This window comes from Sphingobacterium sp. SGL-16 (assembly GCF_011043515.1).
Lineage (GTDB): Bacteria > Bacteroidota > Bacteroidia > Sphingobacteriales > Sphingobacteriaceae > Sphingobacterium > Sphingobacterium litopenaei.
Genome location: NZ_JAAKGQ010000036.1, coordinates 18244 through 36543, shown reverse-complemented (window position 1 = coordinate 36543; position 18300 = coordinate 18244). Strand labels below are relative to the sequence as shown.

General features: G+C 35.3%; 17 protein-coding genes. 10 read left to right on the top strand and 7 right to left on the bottom strand.

What is annotated here, in order from left to right:
- Positions 1–143 precede the first annotated feature (143 nt).
- A complete protein-coding gene (lysS, locus tag G5B32_RS12220) occupies positions 144–1850 on the bottom strand; it encodes a lysine--tRNA ligase (RefSeq protein ID WP_206366890.1) in 1707 nt (568 codons plus the stop codon).
- A 226-nt stretch (positions 1851–2076) separates the two neighbouring features.
- Between lysS and G5B32_RS12215 the strand changes: the two genes are divergently transcribed.
- The 6 genes from G5B32_RS12215 (at position 2077) to G5B32_RS12190 (ending at position 7004) form a co-directional block, all read left to right on the top strand.
- Positions 2077–2325 carry a type B 50S ribosomal protein L31 gene (locus tag G5B32_RS12215; RefSeq protein ID WP_090973296.1) on the top strand — a complete coding sequence of 83 codons (249 nt, stop codon included), beginning with the start codon at positions 2077–2079 and terminating at the stop codon, positions 2323–2325.
- Positions 2326–2395: 70 nt separating this feature from the next.
- Entirely contained in the window at positions 2396–3583 is a 1188-nt protein-coding gene (locus G5B32_RS12210; RefSeq protein ID WP_165291812.1) for a putative sugar nucleotidyl transferase, read from the top strand.
- A gap of 21 nt (positions 3584–3604) precedes the next feature.
- Entirely contained in the window at positions 3605–4372 is a 768-nt protein-coding gene (gene tpiA, locus G5B32_RS12205) for a triose-phosphate isomerase (RefSeq protein ID WP_165291811.1), read from the top strand.
- Between the two features lie 8 nt (positions 4373–4380).
- Positions 4381–5220: a 50S ribosomal protein L11 methyltransferase gene (gene prmA / locus G5B32_RS12200; RefSeq protein ID WP_165291810.1), complete on the top strand. Its 840-nt coding sequence runs from the start codon at positions 4381–4383 to the stop codon at positions 5218–5220.
- 6 nt (positions 5221–5226) lie between these two features.
- Positions 5227–6612: a Mur ligase domain-containing protein gene (locus G5B32_RS12195; RefSeq protein WP_165291809.1), complete on the top strand. Its 1386-nt coding sequence runs from the start codon at positions 5227–5229 to the stop codon at positions 6610–6612.
- Between the two features lie 62 nt (positions 6613–6674).
- Entirely contained in the window at positions 6675–7004 is a 330-nt protein-coding gene (locus G5B32_RS12190; protein WP_165291808.1) for a helix-turn-helix domain-containing protein, read from the top strand.
- A gap of 74 nt (positions 7005–7078) precedes the next feature.
- Here G5B32_RS12190 and G5B32_RS12185 read toward each other — a convergent pair whose 3' ends face one another.
- The 6 genes from G5B32_RS12185 to G5B32_RS12160 form a co-directional block, all read right to left on the bottom strand.
- Positions 7079–7240: a hypothetical protein gene (locus tag G5B32_RS12185; RefSeq protein WP_165291781.1), complete on the bottom strand. Its 162-nt coding sequence runs from the start codon at positions 7238–7240 to the stop codon at positions 7079–7081.
- A gap of 133 nt (positions 7241–7373) precedes the next feature.
- Positions 7374–7934, bottom strand: a complete 561-nt coding sequence (gene scpB, locus G5B32_RS12180; RefSeq protein ID WP_165291807.1) for an SMC-Scp complex subunit ScpB — start codon at positions 7932–7934, stop codon at positions 7374–7376.
- A complete protein-coding gene (gene mqnC, locus G5B32_RS12175; RefSeq protein ID WP_165291806.1) occupies positions 7935–9059 on the bottom strand; it encodes a cyclic dehypoxanthinyl futalosine synthase in 1125 nt (374 codons plus the stop codon).
- Positions 9060–9389: 330 nt separating this feature from the next.
- On the bottom strand, positions 9390–10589 hold the full coding sequence (locus tag G5B32_RS12170; protein ID WP_165291805.1) for a pyridoxal phosphate-dependent aminotransferase: 1200 nt from the start codon (positions 10587–10589) through the stop codon (positions 9390–9392).
- Positions 10590–10685: 96 nt separating this feature from the next.
- The gene (locus G5B32_RS12165; RefSeq protein ID WP_165291804.1) at positions 10686–11057 is read right to left on the bottom strand and encodes a DUF1573 domain-containing protein; all 372 of its coding nucleotides are present in this window, start codon (positions 11055–11057) and stop codon (positions 10686–10688) included.
- A gap of 139 nt (positions 11058–11196) precedes the next feature.
- Positions 11197–12162, bottom strand: coding sequence for an SIS domain-containing protein (locus G5B32_RS12160; RefSeq protein WP_165291803.1), 966 nt, complete (start codon positions 12160–12162; stop codon positions 11197–11199).
- 96 nt (positions 12163–12258) lie between these two features.
- Between G5B32_RS12160 and recQ the strand changes: the two genes are divergently transcribed.
- The 4 genes from recQ (at position 12259) to G5B32_RS12140 (ending at position 18296) form a co-directional block, all read left to right on the top strand.
- Positions 12259–14448 (top strand): DNA helicase RecQ, encoded by a 2190-nt coding sequence (recQ, locus tag G5B32_RS12155; protein ID WP_165291802.1) that lies wholly within the window; start codon positions 12259–12261, stop codon positions 14446–14448.
- 8 nt (positions 14449–14456) lie between these two features.
- The gene (kdsA, locus tag G5B32_RS12150) at positions 14457–15272 is read left to right on the top strand and encodes a 3-deoxy-8-phosphooctulonate synthase (protein ID WP_165291801.1); all 816 of its coding nucleotides are present in this window, start codon (positions 14457–14459) and stop codon (positions 15270–15272) included.
- Between the two features lie 194 nt (positions 15273–15466).
- Positions 15467–16951: an alanine/glycine:cation symporter family protein gene (locus G5B32_RS12145; protein ID WP_165291800.1), complete on the top strand. Its 1485-nt coding sequence runs from the start codon at positions 15467–15469 to the stop codon at positions 16949–16951.
- 22 nt (positions 16952–16973) lie between these two features.
- Positions 16974–18296 carry a Na+/H+ antiporter NhaC family protein gene (locus G5B32_RS12140; RefSeq protein WP_165291799.1) on the top strand — a complete coding sequence of 441 codons (1323 nt, stop codon included), beginning with the start codon at positions 16974–16976 and terminating at the stop codon, positions 18294–18296.
- Positions 18297–18300 lie beyond the last annotated feature (4 nt).

The following is an 18300-nucleotide window of genomic DNA, read 5'->3' as shown; positions in this document are numbered from 1 at the left end:
TGGACAATTAATAAACAATCTTCCAGAAATCCCTAAAACAAAAATGACTGAGTAAGCTTAATACTATACTCAGTCATTTTTTTAAGTCTCTTAAAAAAATAGAAACTTTTTCAGTGTCCTCGTTTTAAACCAACCCTTTCTTTTTATTTAGTTGTGATGAATTTGTTGTCACCATCTACTGTTATATTTATCAAATCTTTCTGACGTAAGCCTTTTGTTGCTGTATCCCATTTTTTACCCGATAAACCTGATTTTTCTTTAGCCTCTGCTAAAGTTTGGTTTTCTTCTGACAAGATACTTAATACTGTTTTCTCATCTTCTGAAAGTTCAATTATTTGCTCATTTTTCTCAGGGCGCATTTGCGGGAAGAATAATACTTCTTGAATAGAGGCATTGTTCGTCAAGAACATAATTAATCTGTCCATACCAATACCTAAACCAGAAGTAGGAGGCATACCATATTCCAAAGCTCTCAAGAAATCTTGGTCAATGAACATTGCTTCGTCATCGCCCTTTTCCGAAAGTTTTAATTGGTCTTCGAAACGCTCACGTTGGTCAATAGGGTCGTTCAACTCCGAATAAGCATTTGCAATCTCCTTACCACATACCATTAATTCAAAACGCTCTGTCAATTCGGGATTGTCGCGGTGTTTTTTAGTCAATGGGGACATTTCAATAGGGTAATCTGTAATGAAAGTCGGTTGAATGAAGTTTCCTTCACATTTCTCCCCAAAGATTTCATCGATCAATTTACCTTTACCCATAGTATCGTTCACTTCGATACCCATTCCTTTAGCTGCTTCGCGAATTTCAGCTTCTGATTTTCCTGTGATATCAAAACCTGTGAATTGCTTGATTGCGTCAGCCATAGTAACACGAGGGTAAGGTGCTTTAAAGTCAATATCATGTTCACCAAAAGTAGCTTTCGTCGTACCGTTTACAGCAAGGGCACAATGTTCTAATAAGCGTTCAGTGAAGTCCATCATCCAGTTGTAGTCTTTATAAGCTACATAAATTTCCATTGCTGTAAATTCTGGATTATGTGTACGATCCATGCCTTCATTACGGAAGTTTTTCGAAAACTCATATACACCATCAAAACCACCTACGATAAGGCGTTTTAGATAAAGCTCATTTGCAATACGTAAGTACAACGGAATATCTAATGCGTTGTGGTGTGTGATGAAAGGACGTGCCGCTGCACCACCTGGAATGGCTTGCAATACTGGTGTTTCTACTTCCATATAGCCTGCATCATTGAAGAATTGACGCATTGCGTTGAACAATTTTGTACGCTTTACGAAAATATCTCTGTTTTGAGTATTCACGATTAAATCAACATAGCGCATTCTATATCTTTGCTCAGGATCCGTGAAGGCATCAAAAGTCTTTCCTTCAGCTTCTTTTACTACAGGAAGAGGACGTAAAGATTTAGTTAGAACAGTTAATTTTTGAGTATGAATTGAGATTTCACCAGTTTGTGTAGTGAAAACATACCCTTCAATCCCAATAATATCACCGATATCCAATAATTTTTTGAATACTGTATTGTAAAATGTTTTATCTTCTGTAGGACAAAGATCATCACGTTTTACATATGCCTGGATACGACCTGTAGAATCTTGAAGCTCAATAAAAGAAGCATTACCCATGATTCTGCGGCTCATAATGCGACCTGCAATACGGATATTCTTATAGTTGATTTTATCTCTTTCGTAATTTTCTAGTATATCTGCCGCAGTTACATTAACCTTGTACTCATCAGCAGGATAAGGATTTATGCCTAGGTCGATGATACCTTGTAGGTTTTGTCTACGTTGTAGTTCCTGTTCGGATAGTGAAATACTCATGTTTTTATCTTTTTTCAAATAATGAGCAAAAGTAAGAAAAAGTGAAGATAAATTAGATTTTAATATGTATTATATGCTAAAATAATGTAACTTTGTCCATTATTTCATTTCGTGCTCTGACACGAAAAATAATGAGGAATGTTGATTAATATTATTTTGGAATTCATTTTAAAATAAGTTATCTTTGCACCTCAAATGTTAGCATATATAGTAATCATAAGATAAAATGAAAAAAGATTTACATCCATCAAACTACAGATTAGTTGTATTCAAAGATATGTCAAATGACTATGCTTTCTTAACTAAATCATGTGTAGATACAAAAGAAACAATTACTTGGGAAGATGGTAACGAATATCCATTAGTGAAATTAGAGATTTCTCACACTTCACACCCATTCTATACAGGTAAAATGAAATTGGTTGATACTGCAGGTCGTATCGATAAATTCCGTAGCCGTTACAACAAGAAGTAATTATAATTTAACGATTATATATTCCAAAAATCCCGATAAGTATTTATCGGGATTTTTGTATTTTTAGCGAATGAGTATTTCCCTTGTCTTATTCGATCGGTTTGAGGGCAGAAACCATTTGTTGCCATTGGTAGCCACTCGACCTATTGGAAATCTGCGTGTAGGTGCTTTTACATTAGATCAGAAATGGTCCCATATTTTCGAAACAGAGGATGTATCTTATTTGACAGAAGATTATCTTTCTTCGAAATTTCCCTTAAATAATTCTTCTGAATTTGTCCTTCTCATAAAAGCTTCTGTATTGCCCAATAGCGGGCTGGTGCGAGCTTTGAAAAATCTTAAAGCCAATGAGAAGTTGGTGGATGCGAATGGAGAATGGATTGCTTTATTGACACAAACTCGGTCAAAAGAAGAACTTTTATTGAACTTACATTCTTCGGGAAATAAAATTGTAAGTTATTTAGATTCTTATGATGCCTTACTATATGTAGAAGATATTTTTACCTATAATGCCTCTCAAATTGAGTATGATGCTCAATTTATTTTTCAAGAGAAAAATGGAAATACCCTAGAGAACCATTTATATATTGCCGATTCAGCGCAAGTAGCTCCCGATGTTGTATTGAATACCAGTAGAGGTCCCATTCTGATTTTGGATAATGCGGTCCTTGAGTCTCATAATGTCATCCATGGACCTACAATAATCGGAAAGAATGTTCGTGTTAAATCTGGTACTATTATCTATCCTAATGTAACTGTAGGAGATAATTCAACAGTATGTGGAGAGTTAAATAATGTGGTTATTTGGGGAAATTCGGCGAAAGGACATTACGGGTATTTAGGGTGCGCAGTGATAGGTGATGGATGTAATTTAGGTGCTGGAACGTTAAATTCGAATCTCAAAAATGATTGGAGTGAAATCAAAGTATATGACTATGTAGGCAATAATTTCCGGAATACGGGGTTATTAAAATGTGGTGTCTTTATTGGAGATCACAGTATGTTGGCTATTTCTTCCAAATTAAATACAGGAACTATAATTGGAGTAGGCGCACAGGTCGCAATGTCAAATTTTATTCCCAAATTTGTGCCTGATTTTTCATGGCTGACGGATGACAAGTCGGAAAGTTATATCTTTACACGATTTATGGATATGCTATCACGTAAAGCGGAGATTAAGAAAGAGGCTATTACAAACAAGGATAAGGAAATATTAGAGTATATTTACAAGCAAACAAAACAAATTAGAAATTATTAATCAACCTTAATATATAAAACTATGCGAAAAAAGATTGTTGCAGGAAACTGGAAAATGAATTTGAATTATGAAGAAGGGGTAAGCCTTTTTTCAGAAATTGTAAACATGGCAAAAGACGAAGTGGTGGGTAACCAAGAGGTTATCGTATGTACTCCGTTTATCCATTTGTCTACTGTAGCTAAATTATCAGAAAACGTTAAAAATGTAAATATCGGTTCTCAGAATATTCATCAAGCTGAATCCGGAGCTTATACGGGTGAGGTGTCTGCGTCTCAGGTGAAGTCTGTAGGTGTAGAATATGTTATTTTAGGTCACTCTGAACGCAGAGCTTATTTTGGAGAAACGGATGCATTATTAGCTGAAAAAACAAATGCTGCATTAAAACATGATTTGAAACCTATTTTCTGTATAGGTGAAACGAAAGAAGAGCGCGAATCAGGTAAATTCTTTGATATAATCAAAACTCAATTGGTAGATGGAGTGTTTCATTTGGGTAAAGAAGAGTTCGCAAAAGTTGTTTTAGCGTATGAGCCAGTTTGGGCTATCGGTACAGGTTTGACTGCAAGTCCTGAACAAGCTCAAGAAGTACACGCTTTTATCCGTGAAACTATTGCTAATCAATATGATGCTGAAACGGCAGAAAATACTACTATTCTTTATGGTGGTAGCTGTAATCCTTCAAATGCACCAACTTTATTCTCTCAAAAGGATATTGATGGCGGTTTGATCGGTGGTGCTTCTTTGAAATCAAGAGATTTCTTGGAAATTGTAAAAGTATTTAATGCATAATTATAATAATGAAATATACTGCGGTTAACTTTGTGAGTACGGATATTCAAGATTGGCAGAAGGATTTGTTAATAGCTGAATTGGCCGATATTGGTTTTGATACATTTGAAGATACAGAAGAAGGGTTTGCGGGCTATGTTCCAAGTGCTAACTTTGATATTCAAGCTTTAGAAACATTACTTCTTTCTCAAGTAATAGATTATCATTTGGATTATCAAATCAATGATGTCAAAGAAGAAAATTGGAATGCGTTGTGGGAAAGTAATTTTAATGCTATTGTCGTTGACGAAACTTGTTATGTACGTGCAACCTTTCATGATAGTAAACCTTCGTATATATATGAAATAGTTATAGATCCTAAGATGTCGTTTGGTACGGGGCATCACCAGACGACATCTATGATGTTATCCTACATTTTGGAAAATAATTTTCAAGATAAAAAAGTGCTTGATATGGGCTGTGGGACAGGTATTTTGGCTATTTTAGCTTCTAAAAAAGGAGCAAAGTCAATCTTGGCCGTAGACTATGATAATATTTGTGTTGATAGTGTCAAAGAAAATTCCGATATTAATGGTATCACTAACATATTATCTTTATTAGGTTCTAAGGAGGTAATTACGGGGCAGAAGTTTGATACCATATTAGCCAATATAAATAGAAACATTTTACTGGATCAAATGTCCACTTACGCAAATAGTTTGAATGCAGACGGCGAACTGTATTTAAGTGGGTTTTACGAACAGGAAGACCTCCCCATTATAAGGAAATGTTGTGAAGATCTATCTCTAACTTATGTGAATCACAAAGTTACGGATAAGTGGTGTGCAGCAAAGTTTATCAAAAAGTAATACAATATGCGCATTCACTTTATAGCGATAGGAGGTAGCGTCATGCATAATCTTGCAATAAGTTTAGCAAGATTAGGCCATCAGGTATCTGGTTCTGATGATCAGATCGTGGAGCCTTCTAAATCTAATCTTCGTGAAGCAGGATTGTACCCAAGTAAAATTGGATGGAATCCAGATAATATTACAGAAGAGTTGGATGCAATAATACTAGGGAAACACGCTGAAGCGGATAATTCCGAGTTATTGAAAGCGCAAGAGTTAGGAATTAAGATTTATTCTTTTCCGGAATTTGTTTACGAGCAATCGAAAAATAAGATTCGTGTCGTAATAGCAGGCACTTTTGGCAAGACTACTATTGTAAGTATGATCATGCATGTGCTTAAACATCTAGGAAAAGAATTTGATTACGTAGTGGGGGCACAACTAGAAGGGTTTGAGTCTTTAATAAAGCTTACTTCTTCTGCTCCAATTGTGTTAATAGAAGGTGATGAATATTATGCCTCTTCGATTGATGAGCATTCAAAATTTCATTACTATCATCCCAATATCGCATTGATAAGTAATGTAGTATGGGATGAATATAAAACTGAAGTGTCTGAAGAGGTTTATTTTCAGCAATTCAAAGAGTTCATTGATACTATAGTTTCAAAAGGTACATTGGTATATAATAAAGAAGATGCTAATGTCGTAAAGATTGTAGGGGATACGAAAGATTGTAAAATTAATAGGCATGGTTACAAGATGCCAAATTATACTATTAATAAAGGAATTACTTATATAGAGGTAGGTGATGAGCAAATTCCCTTACAAATTATTGGTAAGCAAAATCTTTCTAATATTGCTGGCGCTTATACTGTATGTGAATGGTTAGGTATCAAAAGAGCTGAATTCTACGAGAGTATAAGTAGCTTCAAAAGTTCTATTAGGTATTTAGAGTTTGTAAAAAGTGATGGACAATCCGTTGTTTATCAGGATTTTGCGCATACTCCAACAAAGTTAAGGAGTAGTATACATGCTGTGAAGGAGCAATTTTCTAATGAGAAATTGTTAACGGTAATTGAGTTAAACCCTTATGATATATTGAAGGACGATAAATTACAATTATATCGTAACAGTATGAGCGAATCTGATCGCGCAATTGTATATGTAAATAAAAATAGTATAAAAGAAAAAAATATAGTATTAGATAATGTAATTAGTAAAATTTTTTCCACATTCAATCATAATAATATGACTATTATTACAAATATTGAAGAGTTGAATAATTTTTTGGAAAAATTTGAAAGTCAAGGGTTTAATCTCTTGTTTATGAGTTCGGATAATAATATTGGAGTAAATGTATTGAGTTTTTCGGATAAATTTTTGTCCAAAAAAGTCAAAAAATTTGAATAGATAGTTTTTAATTTAATAAATTATTTTTAACTTGCACGTTAAATAATAAAAACATTTACCAAATGAATACTTTAGGGAAAAAAATTAGATTATTAAGACACCAAAAAGGTTGGAGTCAAGAAGATGTAGCAAAACGATTGGATATTTCGATTCCTGCGTTTTCAAAAATTGAAACAGGTATCACTGATGTGAATCTATCAAGATTAAATCAGATTGCTAAACTTTTCAATTTGTCATTAGTTCAATTGTTATCTACTTCAGATGCAAATGAAGAGAAAGAAAAATTTGAAGAAATCAATGAATTGAACCAAAGATTGCAAGTACGTGAGGCTGAGGTTATCGACTTACAAAAGAAGGTAATCGACTTGTATGAGCAATTACACAAAAAATAATACCTTTATAAGGGCAATTTTTATTAATAAAATTGCCCTTATTTTTGGCTAGACTGTTATTCGGTTTCTAAATCCTAGAAATCTTCATCGTCGTCATCAAAGTCATCGTACCCTCCAATAGAATCGATGTCGATATTGAAATCATCATCATCGAAATCATCTTCTTCATCTTCCGGACCGTTGAAATTGATTAAATTCTCATCAATCTCCAACTTTTCGATAGTTTCGTTCATCATAGCAATACTTACTTTCAATTGATTATTATATCGTAAAATTATATAAGAAAACCTAAACTAAAAATTTTTTTTAAAAAATATATTACTGATAATCAGATTGTTATTTTTTAAAAATATAATGAAATGTGAGAAATTATTCTATGATTTCACCTATGCTATTCTCTTCATTTATGATATCTTTTAGCTGAGGCAAGTCTTTTACCGAATTAATTCCGAAGTGATTCATGAAAGTCTCACTGGTAGCATATAATAATGGTTTTCCAATTGTCTCTGCTTTACCTACAATTTTAATTAGGTCTTTCTCTAATAGCCTTTGAATAGAATAGTCACAATTGACTCCTCTAATCTGTTCAACCTCTAATTTTGTAATAGGCTGTCTGTAGGCAATGATGGCCAACGTTTCTAATCCAGATTGACTTAGCTTTTTGCGATCACGATGCGCCTGCATTTGATTGATGACATCATGATAACTTTCTTTTGTCAAGAAAACATATTTGTTATTGAAAGTCTTTAATGAAAAAACTTGATCTTCACTGTCATATTTTGACTTAATCTGATCAATAAATTTTAGAACTTCGTCTTTATTAATGTTTATTAATAGCTCATCCTGCAAAATATGTTTAATATCATTTGCCGATAAACCTTCTTCTGACGCAAAAATTAAAGCTTCAATATTAAGTAATATATCTTTCACTTAGTAATTAATTACTTGTTCAACCATAGACTCTGGTAATTCTCTGAATTCGTATTTCTGGGTACGCAATTGGGGTTCAAAACCAGCTTCTCGAATAGCATCTTGAATAGATTTTGAAGTAAATCGGTGAGGTGCTCCAGCGGCGGATACTACATTTTCCTCAATCATAATAGAACCGAAATCATTCGCACCGCTGTGTAAACATAATTGGGCTACGGCTTTACCAACGGTCAACCAAGATGCTTGAATGTTTTTGATATTTGGCAACATGATTCGACTTAGAGCGATCATACGTATGTATTCATCACCTGTAACGTTATTGGAAATACCACGAAGACGTTTCAATAAGGTGCCGTCATCTTGGAATGGCCACGGTATAAACGCAATGAAACCGTGATGTCCTTCAGGTTTTTCAGATTGTACCTCACGAATCCATACCAAATGCTCAAACCGTTCTTCAATTGTCTCGATATGACCAAACATCATAGTAGCAGAAGTAGGAAGATTGATTTTGTGCGCAGCACGCATAACATCTAACCATTCCTGACCGCCACATTTTCCTTTTGATATCAAACGACGTACACGGTCATTCAATATTTCAGCACCTGCACCTGGAAGAGAGTCTAATCCTGCTTCTTTAAGTTTCGTTAATACCTCAATATGTGACATGCCTTCTAATTTTGCTACGTGCGCAATCTCAGGAGGCCCTAATGAATGTAATTTAAGGGTAGGATATAGCTCTTTTAGTTGACGGAATAATGTTGCGTAAAATTCTAATCCTAAATCCGGATGGTGTCCCCCTTGTAACAACAACTGATCACCGCCGTATTTGAAAGTCTCTTCTATCTTTTGTTTATAAGTCTCAATATCTGTGATATAGCTTTCTTCGTGACCAGGACGACGGAAGAAATTACAGAATTTGCAGTTCGCAATACACACGTTTGTTGTGTTGACATTTCGGTCTATTTGCCAAGTAACTTTTCCATGAGGAACTTGAATCTTTCTTAACTCATTAGCTACGTACGCTAAATCCGCTGTAGATGCATTGTGGTATAAAAAAATACCTTCTTCTTTGGTCAGAAACTCAAATCCTAATGCACGTTCTAGTAAATTTTCTACATTCATTACTAACAAAGATACTGATGATTTTTTAGTATGAGAAAGGAAAAAAGTATATAGAATTAAAACTTAGTTTATCTTTTTTTAGCATCTATATCTTTAGCAATTTGTATAAGGACAAATCCCGCTATGGCAACTAAGAACCAACTCATGAAACAATATTTAGTCAGCTCAGAAAGAAAGCTGGAAGAAATGCGAGTAGTAAAACCATATACTCCCGCAAAAAATAGGGGAATACTTAGTATTAGAAGGGAAATGCCAAATTTTCTCATAAATGCTAAAAGGGGCTGATACAACCCCTTTTAGATAAATATACAAAATTCTTTTGCTAAAATATTATAATTTTCTTCCGGGATAAACTTCTAAAGCTTTTTCCAAACACACTAAAGCTTTTTTCAAGTCGTCTTGGTTAAGAACATAGGCTAAACGTACTTCATTAGTTCCTGCCCCTTCAGTGCTGTAGAAACCTGTAGCTGGAGCCATCATGACTGTTTCGTTCTCGTAAGAGAAAGATTCTAGTATCCATTGACAGAATTTGTCAGCATTATCTATAGGAAGTTTGGCTACCACATAAAAAGCACCTCCTGGATTTGGACAGAAAACGCCTTCAATAGCGTTAAGGCCATTTACTAAAGTGTTACGTCTTGCTGTGTATTCTTTAGAAACTGCTTCAAAGTAGGAATCGGGGGTATCAACTGCTGCTTCGCCAGCGATTTGACCTTCTAAAGAAGGAGATAAGCGGGCTTGAGCAAATTTTAAAGCTGTTTGGTATAATTCTTTATTTTTGGTGATTAAACAACCAATACGAGCACCACACGCAGAATAACGCTTAGAAACGGTGTCAAATACTACGACATGATTTTCTAAACCTTTTAAGTGCATAGGAGAGATGAAATCTTTGCCATCATAGCAAAATTCACGGTAAGCTTCGTCAGAGAATAAGAATAAGTCGTATTTCAAACATAACTCTTTCAGAGCTTCCATTTCTTCACGAGAGTAAAGATAGCCCGTAGGGTTGTTTGGATTACATATTGCAATAGCTCTTGTTTTGTCTGTAATAACTTTCTCGAAATCTGCAATTGAAGGTAAAGCAAAACCATTTTCAATGTAAGACATGATAGGTTTTACCACGATGTCAGAAGAGCAAGCAAAACCATTGTAATTCGCATAGAAAGGTTCTGGAATAATAACTTCTTCTCCTGGATTAAGACAGGCTTGCATCGCGATGGTAATAGCTTCAGAACCGCCGTTAGTAACCAAGATATCAGTAGGCTCAATATTATAGTTTATTTTATTATAATATTCAGTCAGTTTTTTGCGGTAAGAAGCTGTTCCTTCTGAAGGAGTATATGCCCAAACTTTGAAGTCAATGTTTTTTAAAGCATTAAGCATGACTTCTGGAGTTTCAATATCAGGCTGACCTATATTCAAATGGTAAATCTTTTTACCTTCTTTTTTAGCTTGATCAGCGTAAGGTGTTAGTTTTCTAATAGGAGATGCAGGCATGTCGATGCCTTTTTGTGAAATTTTTGGCATATTATTGAGTTATTATTTCGGCTACAAATATAGCTAAAAACAAAGCCCTATCAAATGAATTTTGATAGGGCTTTGTTTTAATTGCAATGCTTATTACTATTCTACGTTACCTTTAATTGTAAGCGTTTTCACTGGTGTTTTAGTGTTTGATTTTACAATGAAAGATTTTGTAAAAGGACCTTTTGCAGCTGCGTTATAAGTAACTTTAATTTTGCCTGTATCGCCTGGCTTCACAGGAGTTTTGGAAAAATCAGCTACTGAACAACCGCATGATGGCGCTACTTCTGCTATAATAATAGGCGCTTTACCTGCATTTGTAAACGTGAATTCATAAGATGCGGGTTTGTTGTAAGGAATAGTTCCAAAATCATGAGATTCAGTTTCAAACTTGAATTCTCCTACTTGCATCATAGCTGTTAACGTAATAAATGCAATAACTGCAGTTGCTATACTTAATACCTTTTTCATTTTATTTCTGTCTTAACCTTTACTGTCTGTTTCTGTTTAATAATCAATTTTAATCAATTATTTTGCCAAATTAAAACTTTGCGCGTTTTAAAATTCATTAACCACAATAATTTTACACGAATCAAAAGGTGATTCTGTACTAAATAATGCCTTCTTTCAATAAATCTTGAATGTGAATAATGCCAGCGTATTTACCATCGGAAACGACCACCAGCTGAGAAATATTATTATCTTTCATTTTATGGAAAGCATTGATAGCCAATTCACCTTCTTCGATTTGTTTTGGATTCGCGCTCATAATATCTTTAGCTGTAAGTTTGGCTGTGTCTTCATGGTTTTCCAACATTCGACGAATATCCCCATCGGTAATGATACCAATGATTTGGTCGTCTTCCATAACTACAGTAGCTCCTAGTCTGAATTTAGTAATGGTGATAATAGTGGTACGGACATTATCTGTTGCTAATACTGTAGGTTTACCATTATTGGTTGATAAGTCGCTTACTTTTAAGTATAACTGTTTTCCTAAAGCACCGCCTGGATGATATTTAGCGAAATCTCTATCTGTAAATTGTCTCAATGTTTGTAAACAAACTGCCAAGGCATCGCCCATAGCCAGTTGAGCTGTAGTGCTCGTGGTAGGTGCTAAGTTGTTTGGACAAGCTTCTCGTTCGACAGTGGTGTCTAAGACGTAGTCAGCTTGTTGTGCCAGGAAAGAATTTAAATTTCCCACAATGGCAACAAGTTTATTTTTGGCTTGCTTTAAAAATGGAATAAGCACTTTAATTTCGGGTGTGTTACCACTTTTTGAAATAACGATGATTAAATCATCTTCCTGGATAATGCCTAAGTCTCCATGAATAGCGTCTGCCGCATGCATGAAAATTGAAGGTGTTCCCGTTGAATTGAGCGTGGCTACAATTTTTTGTGCAATAATAGCGCTTTTTCCAATACCCGATACAATAACACGTCCTTTTAAATTCAATATATTATTGACAACTTCTGCAAAGTCATCTGTAATTTTTTTCGTCAAGGCTTCTAGCGCTTTAGCTTCTAATTGCAGTACTTCTATAGCCTCTTTTTTTATTTCTGAATTGCTTTTCACGGAAAATCTCCTTATTTTTATTCTACAATTGACAAAAATAAAGTATTTAATTTTTAGATGGGTCAATAGTCTACTTATATTTTTGTAAAGGCGCTGATGGAAATAGAAAAATCATTGTACGATAATCTTCAGGAATTCTTTGGTTTTGATGCATTTAAGGGAGATCAAGAAGCGATAATCACTAACATACTTAATAAAAAAGATACTTTTGTTATTATGCCTACTGGAGGAGGAAAGTCGATATGTTATCAACTTCCTGCTTTGATGAGTGCTGGTACTGCTATCGTAATATCACCTTTGATAGCTTTGATGAAAAATCAGGTGGATCAATTACGTGCATTTGGCGGTCGAGATAGCATCGCGCATTTCCTTAACTCATCGTTGACCAAAGGAGAAATAACGCGTGTAAAAGCGGACGTTACTTCAGGACAAACCAAACTTCTGTATGTGGCACCCGAATCTTTGACCAAGGAAGATAATATTGCATTCTTGCAATCTATTAGCGTTTCTTTTGTTGCCGTAGATGAGGCGCACTGTATTTCCGAATGGGGCCATGACTTTCGTCCCGAGTACCGTAAGATCCGAACTATCCTCAATGAAATAGGGGATAATATTCCAATTATAGCACTTACGGCTACCGCTACCCCAAAAGTTCAATCTGATATTCGTAAGAATTTGCAGATGACGGATGCAACATTGTTCAAATCTTCGTTTAACCGTTCGAATCTTTACTATGAGGTAAGACCTAAAAAGAATGTTGTAAAGGAGATTGTGAAGTTTATTCGTAACAATGTGGGTAAGACAGGGATTATCTATTGCCTAAGTCGCAAAAAAGTAGAAGAAATAGCGGAGGTACTAAATATCAACGGCATCAAAGCATTACCTTATCATGCGGGATTAGATGCGAAGACTAGAGCAGAGACCCAAGATAAATTCTTGATGGAAGATGTTCAGGTTATTGTAGCAACTATTGCTTTCGGGATGGGAATTGATAAACCAGACGTGCGTTATGTCATCCACCACGATATTCCAAAATCGATGGAAGGGTACTACCAGGAAACTGGGCGTGCAGGTAGAGACGGCGGTGAAGGTCATTGTTTATCTTTCTATTCGAAGAAAGATGTTGATAAGCTAATTAAATTCATGAAAGACAAACCAGTTTCAGAACGAGAAATTGGTACGCAGATATTAAAAGAAGTAATAGATTATTCTGAATCTTCAGTATGCCGTCGAAAACAAATTTTGCACTATTTTGGTGAGAAATTTGACGAAACAGGTTGTAATAGCATGTGTGACAATTGTCGCTCGACAAAAACACATTTCGAAGCAGAAGAAGATTTAGTGAAGGTATTGAACTTTATTAAAGAAGAAGGGGATAAGTTCGATGACCAACATATTATCAATGTGTTCATAGGACAGAATAATCAACCTGTTTCGGCTTACAAGCATGATGAACATGCGCTTTTTGGTTATGGTAAAGACAAAGGTGTTAACTACTGGAATTCTTTAATTAGACAGGCTGAACTGTCTGATTTTGTGAAGAAAGACATAGATCACTATGGTTTGTTGGTGCTGACAGAAGAAGGTCGTAAATATTTGAGTAATCCTTATGCCCTTAAGTTCATTTTAAATAAGGAAATGGAAGCTGGTGATGAGGAGGATGGTGATGAAGCTGGGCAAGCGTCTGGTGCATTGGATACTGAATTGTTGAAAATGCTTAAAGACTTGCGTAAGAAAATTGCCAAGCAAAAATCTTTACCTCCTTTTGTAATCTTCCAAGATCCTTCGTTGGATGAAATGTGTACACATTATCCAGTGAGTATTGAGGAATTAAAACAAATCCATGGCGTAGGAGCAGGTAAGGCCTTGAAGTTTGGTGCACCTTTCGTACAATTAATCAAACAGTACGTAGAAGACAACAATATTGAAAGAGCCCAGGACTTAGTAGTAAAGAGTACAGCGAATAAGTCTGCTTTGAAAGTAAGTATAATCCAAAATATTGACCGTAAGATTGCGTTGGATGATATAGCAGGCTCAAAAGGAATAAGTTATGAGGATTTACTTAAAGAAGTAGAATCGATAGTTTATTCGGGCACAAAAATCAATATTGGGTATTTTGTAGATGAAATGATCGACCAAGACAGACAAGATGAGGTCTTTGATTATTTCAGATCGGCGGAAGAAGATTCTATCAAAACTGCATTAAAAGAGTTGGGTGAGGAAGATTACACCTACGAAGACATCCAATTGATGCGTATTAAATTTATCTCAGAATTAGGAAATTAAGATTAAAAATGATAAATAACTATTTACCTGGTATTAAGAACGGATCATCGAATCAATTCTTTTTGATGGCAGGACCTTGTGCGATTGAAGGTGAGGAAATCGCATTGCGTATAGCAGAAAAAATCGTAACCATTACTGATAAATTAAACATTCCATATATTTTCAAAGGTTCTTATCGTAAGGCTAACCGTTCTCGCGTAGATTCATTTACTGGAATTGGCGACGAGAAAGCATTAAAGATATTAGAAAAGGTTGGTAAAGAATTTGGAGTTCCTACAGTAACTGACATCCACGAAAGTCACGAAGCGGCGATGGCTGCAGCTTATGTGGATGTTTTGCAGATACCAGCTTTCTTGTGTAGACAAACTGAGCTTTTGGTTGCAGCAGCTAACACAGGTAAGGTAGTAAACATTAAAAAAGGACAGTTCCTTTCTGCAGAGTCGATGAAATTTGCGGTTGATAAAGTAAAAGATTCGGGTAATGATAAAGTTTTCTTGACTGACAGAGGTAATACTTTTGGCTACCAAGATTTAATTGTTGATTTCAGAGGTTTGCCGGTGATGCGTTCATTTGGTGTGCCTACTGTGATGGACTGTACACACTCTTTACAACAACCGAATCAAACTTCGGGTGTAACTGGAGGAAAGCCAGAATTGATTGAAACTATCGCTAAAGCTGCAATTGCGGTAGGCGCAGATGGATTATTTATCGAAACACACCCTGATCCTGCAAATGCAAAATCTGATGGCGCAAATATGCTTCACTTAGATTTGTTGGAAGATTTGTTGACAAAACTGACGCGTGTACGTCAGTCTATATTATAATAGCCTAAAAGGATAAGGGAGTTGCAATTAAGAATTGCAGCTCCTTTGTTTTTTTATTCGCTGTAGAGAGAAATACAGTTTGTGTTTTTTAGGACTTGAATATTTTTAGAAGCGTATTTTTTGAAATTATACTTCACATTTCTCAAAAAAATCTGTTATTTAGAACCATTAATTAAATTATTAACACCTTTTGGATGGAAAATATAATATCAACAATATCTGGATATGTCTGGAGTGAAATTTTTATCTATTTATGTTTAGGAACAGGTCTATATTTTTCAATTAGAACTGGTTTTCTTCAAATAAGATATCTAAAAGACATGATTAGATTGCTTTTTGCTAAGAATCAATCTGATCATGGAATTTCATCATTTCAGGCTTTTGCCTTAGCGATTTCGGGTCGTGTAGGTACAGGAAATATTGTTGGTGTAGCAACGGCTATTTATATGGGTGGTCCAGGTGCTATTTTCTGGATGTGGGTGATTGCATTTTTAGGTTCTGCGTCTGCGTTTATTGAATCATCGCTGGCACAAGTCTATAAGCAAAAAGAAGGTGATATCTTTAGAGGTGGCCCAGCTTATTATATTGAAAAAGGTTTAGGTGTAAAATGGTACGCTTTTCTTTTCGCTATAATTACAATTTTGAGTACGGGATTTTTACTACCAGGTGTCCAAAGTAATGCAATCAATGGAACTATAACTAATGCTTTTAGCTATTCTAATGAGATAATCCATTTTGCGGGGACAGACTGGACAGTAAGTTATGTAGGTTTAGTTGTAGTAGCATTATTAGCTGTTATAATAATTGGTGGAGTAAAACGTTTAGGTCAAGTTTCAGAATTTGTTGTTCCATTTATGGCTGGAGCCTATATTTTGATGGCAATAATTATAATTGCTTTGAATTTTACCCAACTTCCAACTGTATTTTCGATGATATTTTCATCCGCATTTAGTCTTGATGCCACCTTTGGTGGAATAGTAGGAACAGCGATTGCTTGGGGGGTAAAAAGAGGAATTTATTCAAACGAAGCAGGTCAAGGTACTGGTCCTCACGCTGCAGCGGCGGCACACGTGAACCATCCTGCTCAACAGGGACTTGTACAAGCATTCTCGGTTTATGTGGATACCTTATTTGTGTGTACAGCAACGGCATTAATGATTTTGTTCACGAATCAATTTAATGTGGTTGGTGAATTTAATGCGAAAGGTGAAGCTGTAAGTTTCCTAGCACATTATGTACCTGATATGGGCGTAGAAGGGTTTACACAGGCAGCAGTAGCACATCATTTTCCTGCTATCGGTAATCAATTTGTCGCTATAGCCTTATTCTTTTTTGCGTTCACTACGATTATGGCTTATTACTATTTTGCAGAAACTAATATTGCTTATATTTTCAAGGGAAAAAAGAATAATTTTGTTATTTGGATTTTGCGTGTGGTGTTTTTATTTTCCGTTTATTATGGAACTATTAAGACGGCAAAACAAGCTTGGGATTTGGGTGATATCGGTGTAGGTTTAATGGCTTGGGTAAATATTATTGCAATTTTACTCTTGAGTAAAGTGGGCATGAAAGTATGGAAGGATTACGTTGCTCAACGTAAGCAAGGTATTGAAGATCCAACATTTGATCCTAAGAAATTGGGAATTAAGAATGCAGATTTTTGGGGAGAGAATAAATAAAAGTTTTTAGAAGATATATTATATGAGCCAGGAAAATAGAGCAGGTAACTTTTGGGCATTATTGCCGTTAATCATTTTTATCATTATTTATTTTTCTGGCTCTCTTTATATAGGTGATTTTTATGCACTGCCTGTTTTGGTGGTATTTATTATTTCACTTTTCGTTGCTTTCTTTCAATACCCAAAGAAAAGCTTTGAAGAGAAATTAAAAAGCTTTGCTAAAGGTTCAGGCGATGAGAATATTCTCATCATGATCTTGATTTTCTTATTAGCTGGAGCATTTAGCGAATTATCTAAGTCCATTGGTTCACTCTCTTCGACCGTGAATTTAGCCATGACTTACGTATCTCCTCAGTTTATTATAGCTGGAATCTTCTTAATTTCCTGCTTTATATCCGTTTCATTGGGAACGTCGGTAGGAACTATTGTTGCTTTAGCACCTTTAGCAGTAGGTTTCGAAACGTATATCTCCGGTATTTCCGCCATAGCGCTCGCTGCGGTGGTGGGAGGAGCTATGTTTGGCGATAACCTTTCCTTTATTTCCGATACGACTATAGCTGCAACAAGGACTCAAAATGTAGCTATGCATGAAAAATTCAAGGCTAATTTTAGGATTGTATTACCTGTAGCCATTCTTGTATTTATTATTTATTATTTTCAAGGTGCTTCTTTTGCAGAAAATGTAAAAGATTTGGAAGTGAAGGAATACGAGTTATTAAAAGTTGTCCCTTATATTTTGGTTTTTGTTTTGGCATTGGTTGGTGTTCAGGTAATTTGGACCTTGGGAATTGGTATTGTGGCAACGCTGATTATTGGCCTTCTGACAAATTCCATTAGTTTATTAGACTCTATCAAAAGTATCAATACAGGGTTTGCAGGTATGTTTGAATTAAGTTTGCTTTGTTTGATTATTGGTGGGGTGGTAGGAATCATCCGTTATAATGGCGGTATTGATTTTTTGCTTAATTCGGTCTTAAAGAAGATTAAAACCAAAAGAGGTGCAGAATTAGGCATTGCTTCGTTGACGGCTTTGGTCAATTTCGCGCTGGCAAATAACACGATTACAATTGTTATCGTAGGTCCTTTGGCCAAAGAAATATCGGATAAATTTGGTTTAGCGCCAAAACGTGTTGCTAGTATTTTGGATACGGTATCTTGTTTTGTCCAAGGTATATTGCCTTATGGGGCTCAAATATTAGCAGCTTTAGCTGCATCTTCAATTGTATTGGCAGGTACTACGCAGCCACCTACCGTTTCGCCAATCGAATTAATATCCTATTTATATTATCCATTTTTAACAGGAGTAGCGACTCTTGCTTTTATACTTTTCAGTAAGAATAAATAAGCAT

Coding starts and splice junctions, on each gene's coding strand:
- G5B32_RS12210 (WP_165291812.1), top strand. CDS start 2,396: ATGAGTATTTCCCTTGTCTTATTCGATCGGTTTGAGGGCAGAAACCAT.
- lysS (WP_206366890.1), bottom strand. CDS start 1,850: ATGAGTATTTCACTATCCGAACAGGAACTACAACGTAGACAAAACCTA.
- G5B32_RS12190 (WP_165291808.1), top strand. CDS start 6,675: ATGAATACTTTAGGGAAAAAAATTAGATTATTAAGACACCAAAAAGGT.
- mqnC (WP_165291806.1), bottom strand. CDS start 9,059: ATGAATGTAGAAAATTTACTAGAACGTGCATTAGGATTTGAGTTTCTG.
- G5B32_RS12140 (WP_165291799.1), top strand. CDS start 16,974: ATGAGCCAGGAAAATAGAGCAGGTAACTTTTGGGCATTATTGCCGTTA.
- G5B32_RS12195 (WP_165291809.1), top strand. CDS start 5,227: ATGCGCATTCACTTTATAGCGATAGGAGGTAGCGTCATGCATAATCTT.
- recQ (WP_165291802.1), top strand. CDS start 12,259: ATGGAAATAGAAAAATCATTGTACGATAATCTTCAGGAATTCTTTGGT.
- G5B32_RS12145 (WP_165291800.1), top strand. CDS start 15,467: ATGGAAAATATAATATCAACAATATCTGGATATGTCTGGAGTGAAATT.
- kdsA (WP_165291801.1), top strand. CDS start 14,457: ATGATAAATAACTATTTACCTGGTATTAAGAACGGATCATCGAATCAA.
- G5B32_RS12185 (WP_165291781.1), bottom strand. CDS start 7,240: ATGATGAACGAAACTATCGAAAAGTTGGAGATTGATGAGAATTTAATC.
- G5B32_RS12165 (WP_165291804.1), bottom strand. CDS start 11,057: ATGAAAAAGGTATTAAGTATAGCAACTGCAGTTATTGCATTTATTACG.
- G5B32_RS12215 (WP_090973296.1), top strand. CDS start 2,077: ATGAAAAAAGATTTACATCCATCAAACTACAGATTAGTTGTATTCAAA.
- prmA (WP_165291810.1), top strand. CDS start 4,381: ATGAAATATACTGCGGTTAACTTTGTGAGTACGGATATTCAAGATTGG.
- tpiA (WP_165291811.1), top strand. CDS start 3,605: ATGCGAAAAAAGATTGTTGCAGGAAACTGGAAAATGAATTTGAATTAT.
- G5B32_RS12170 (WP_165291805.1), bottom strand. CDS start 10,589: ATGCCAAAAATTTCACAAAAAGGCATCGACATGCCTGCATCTCCTATT.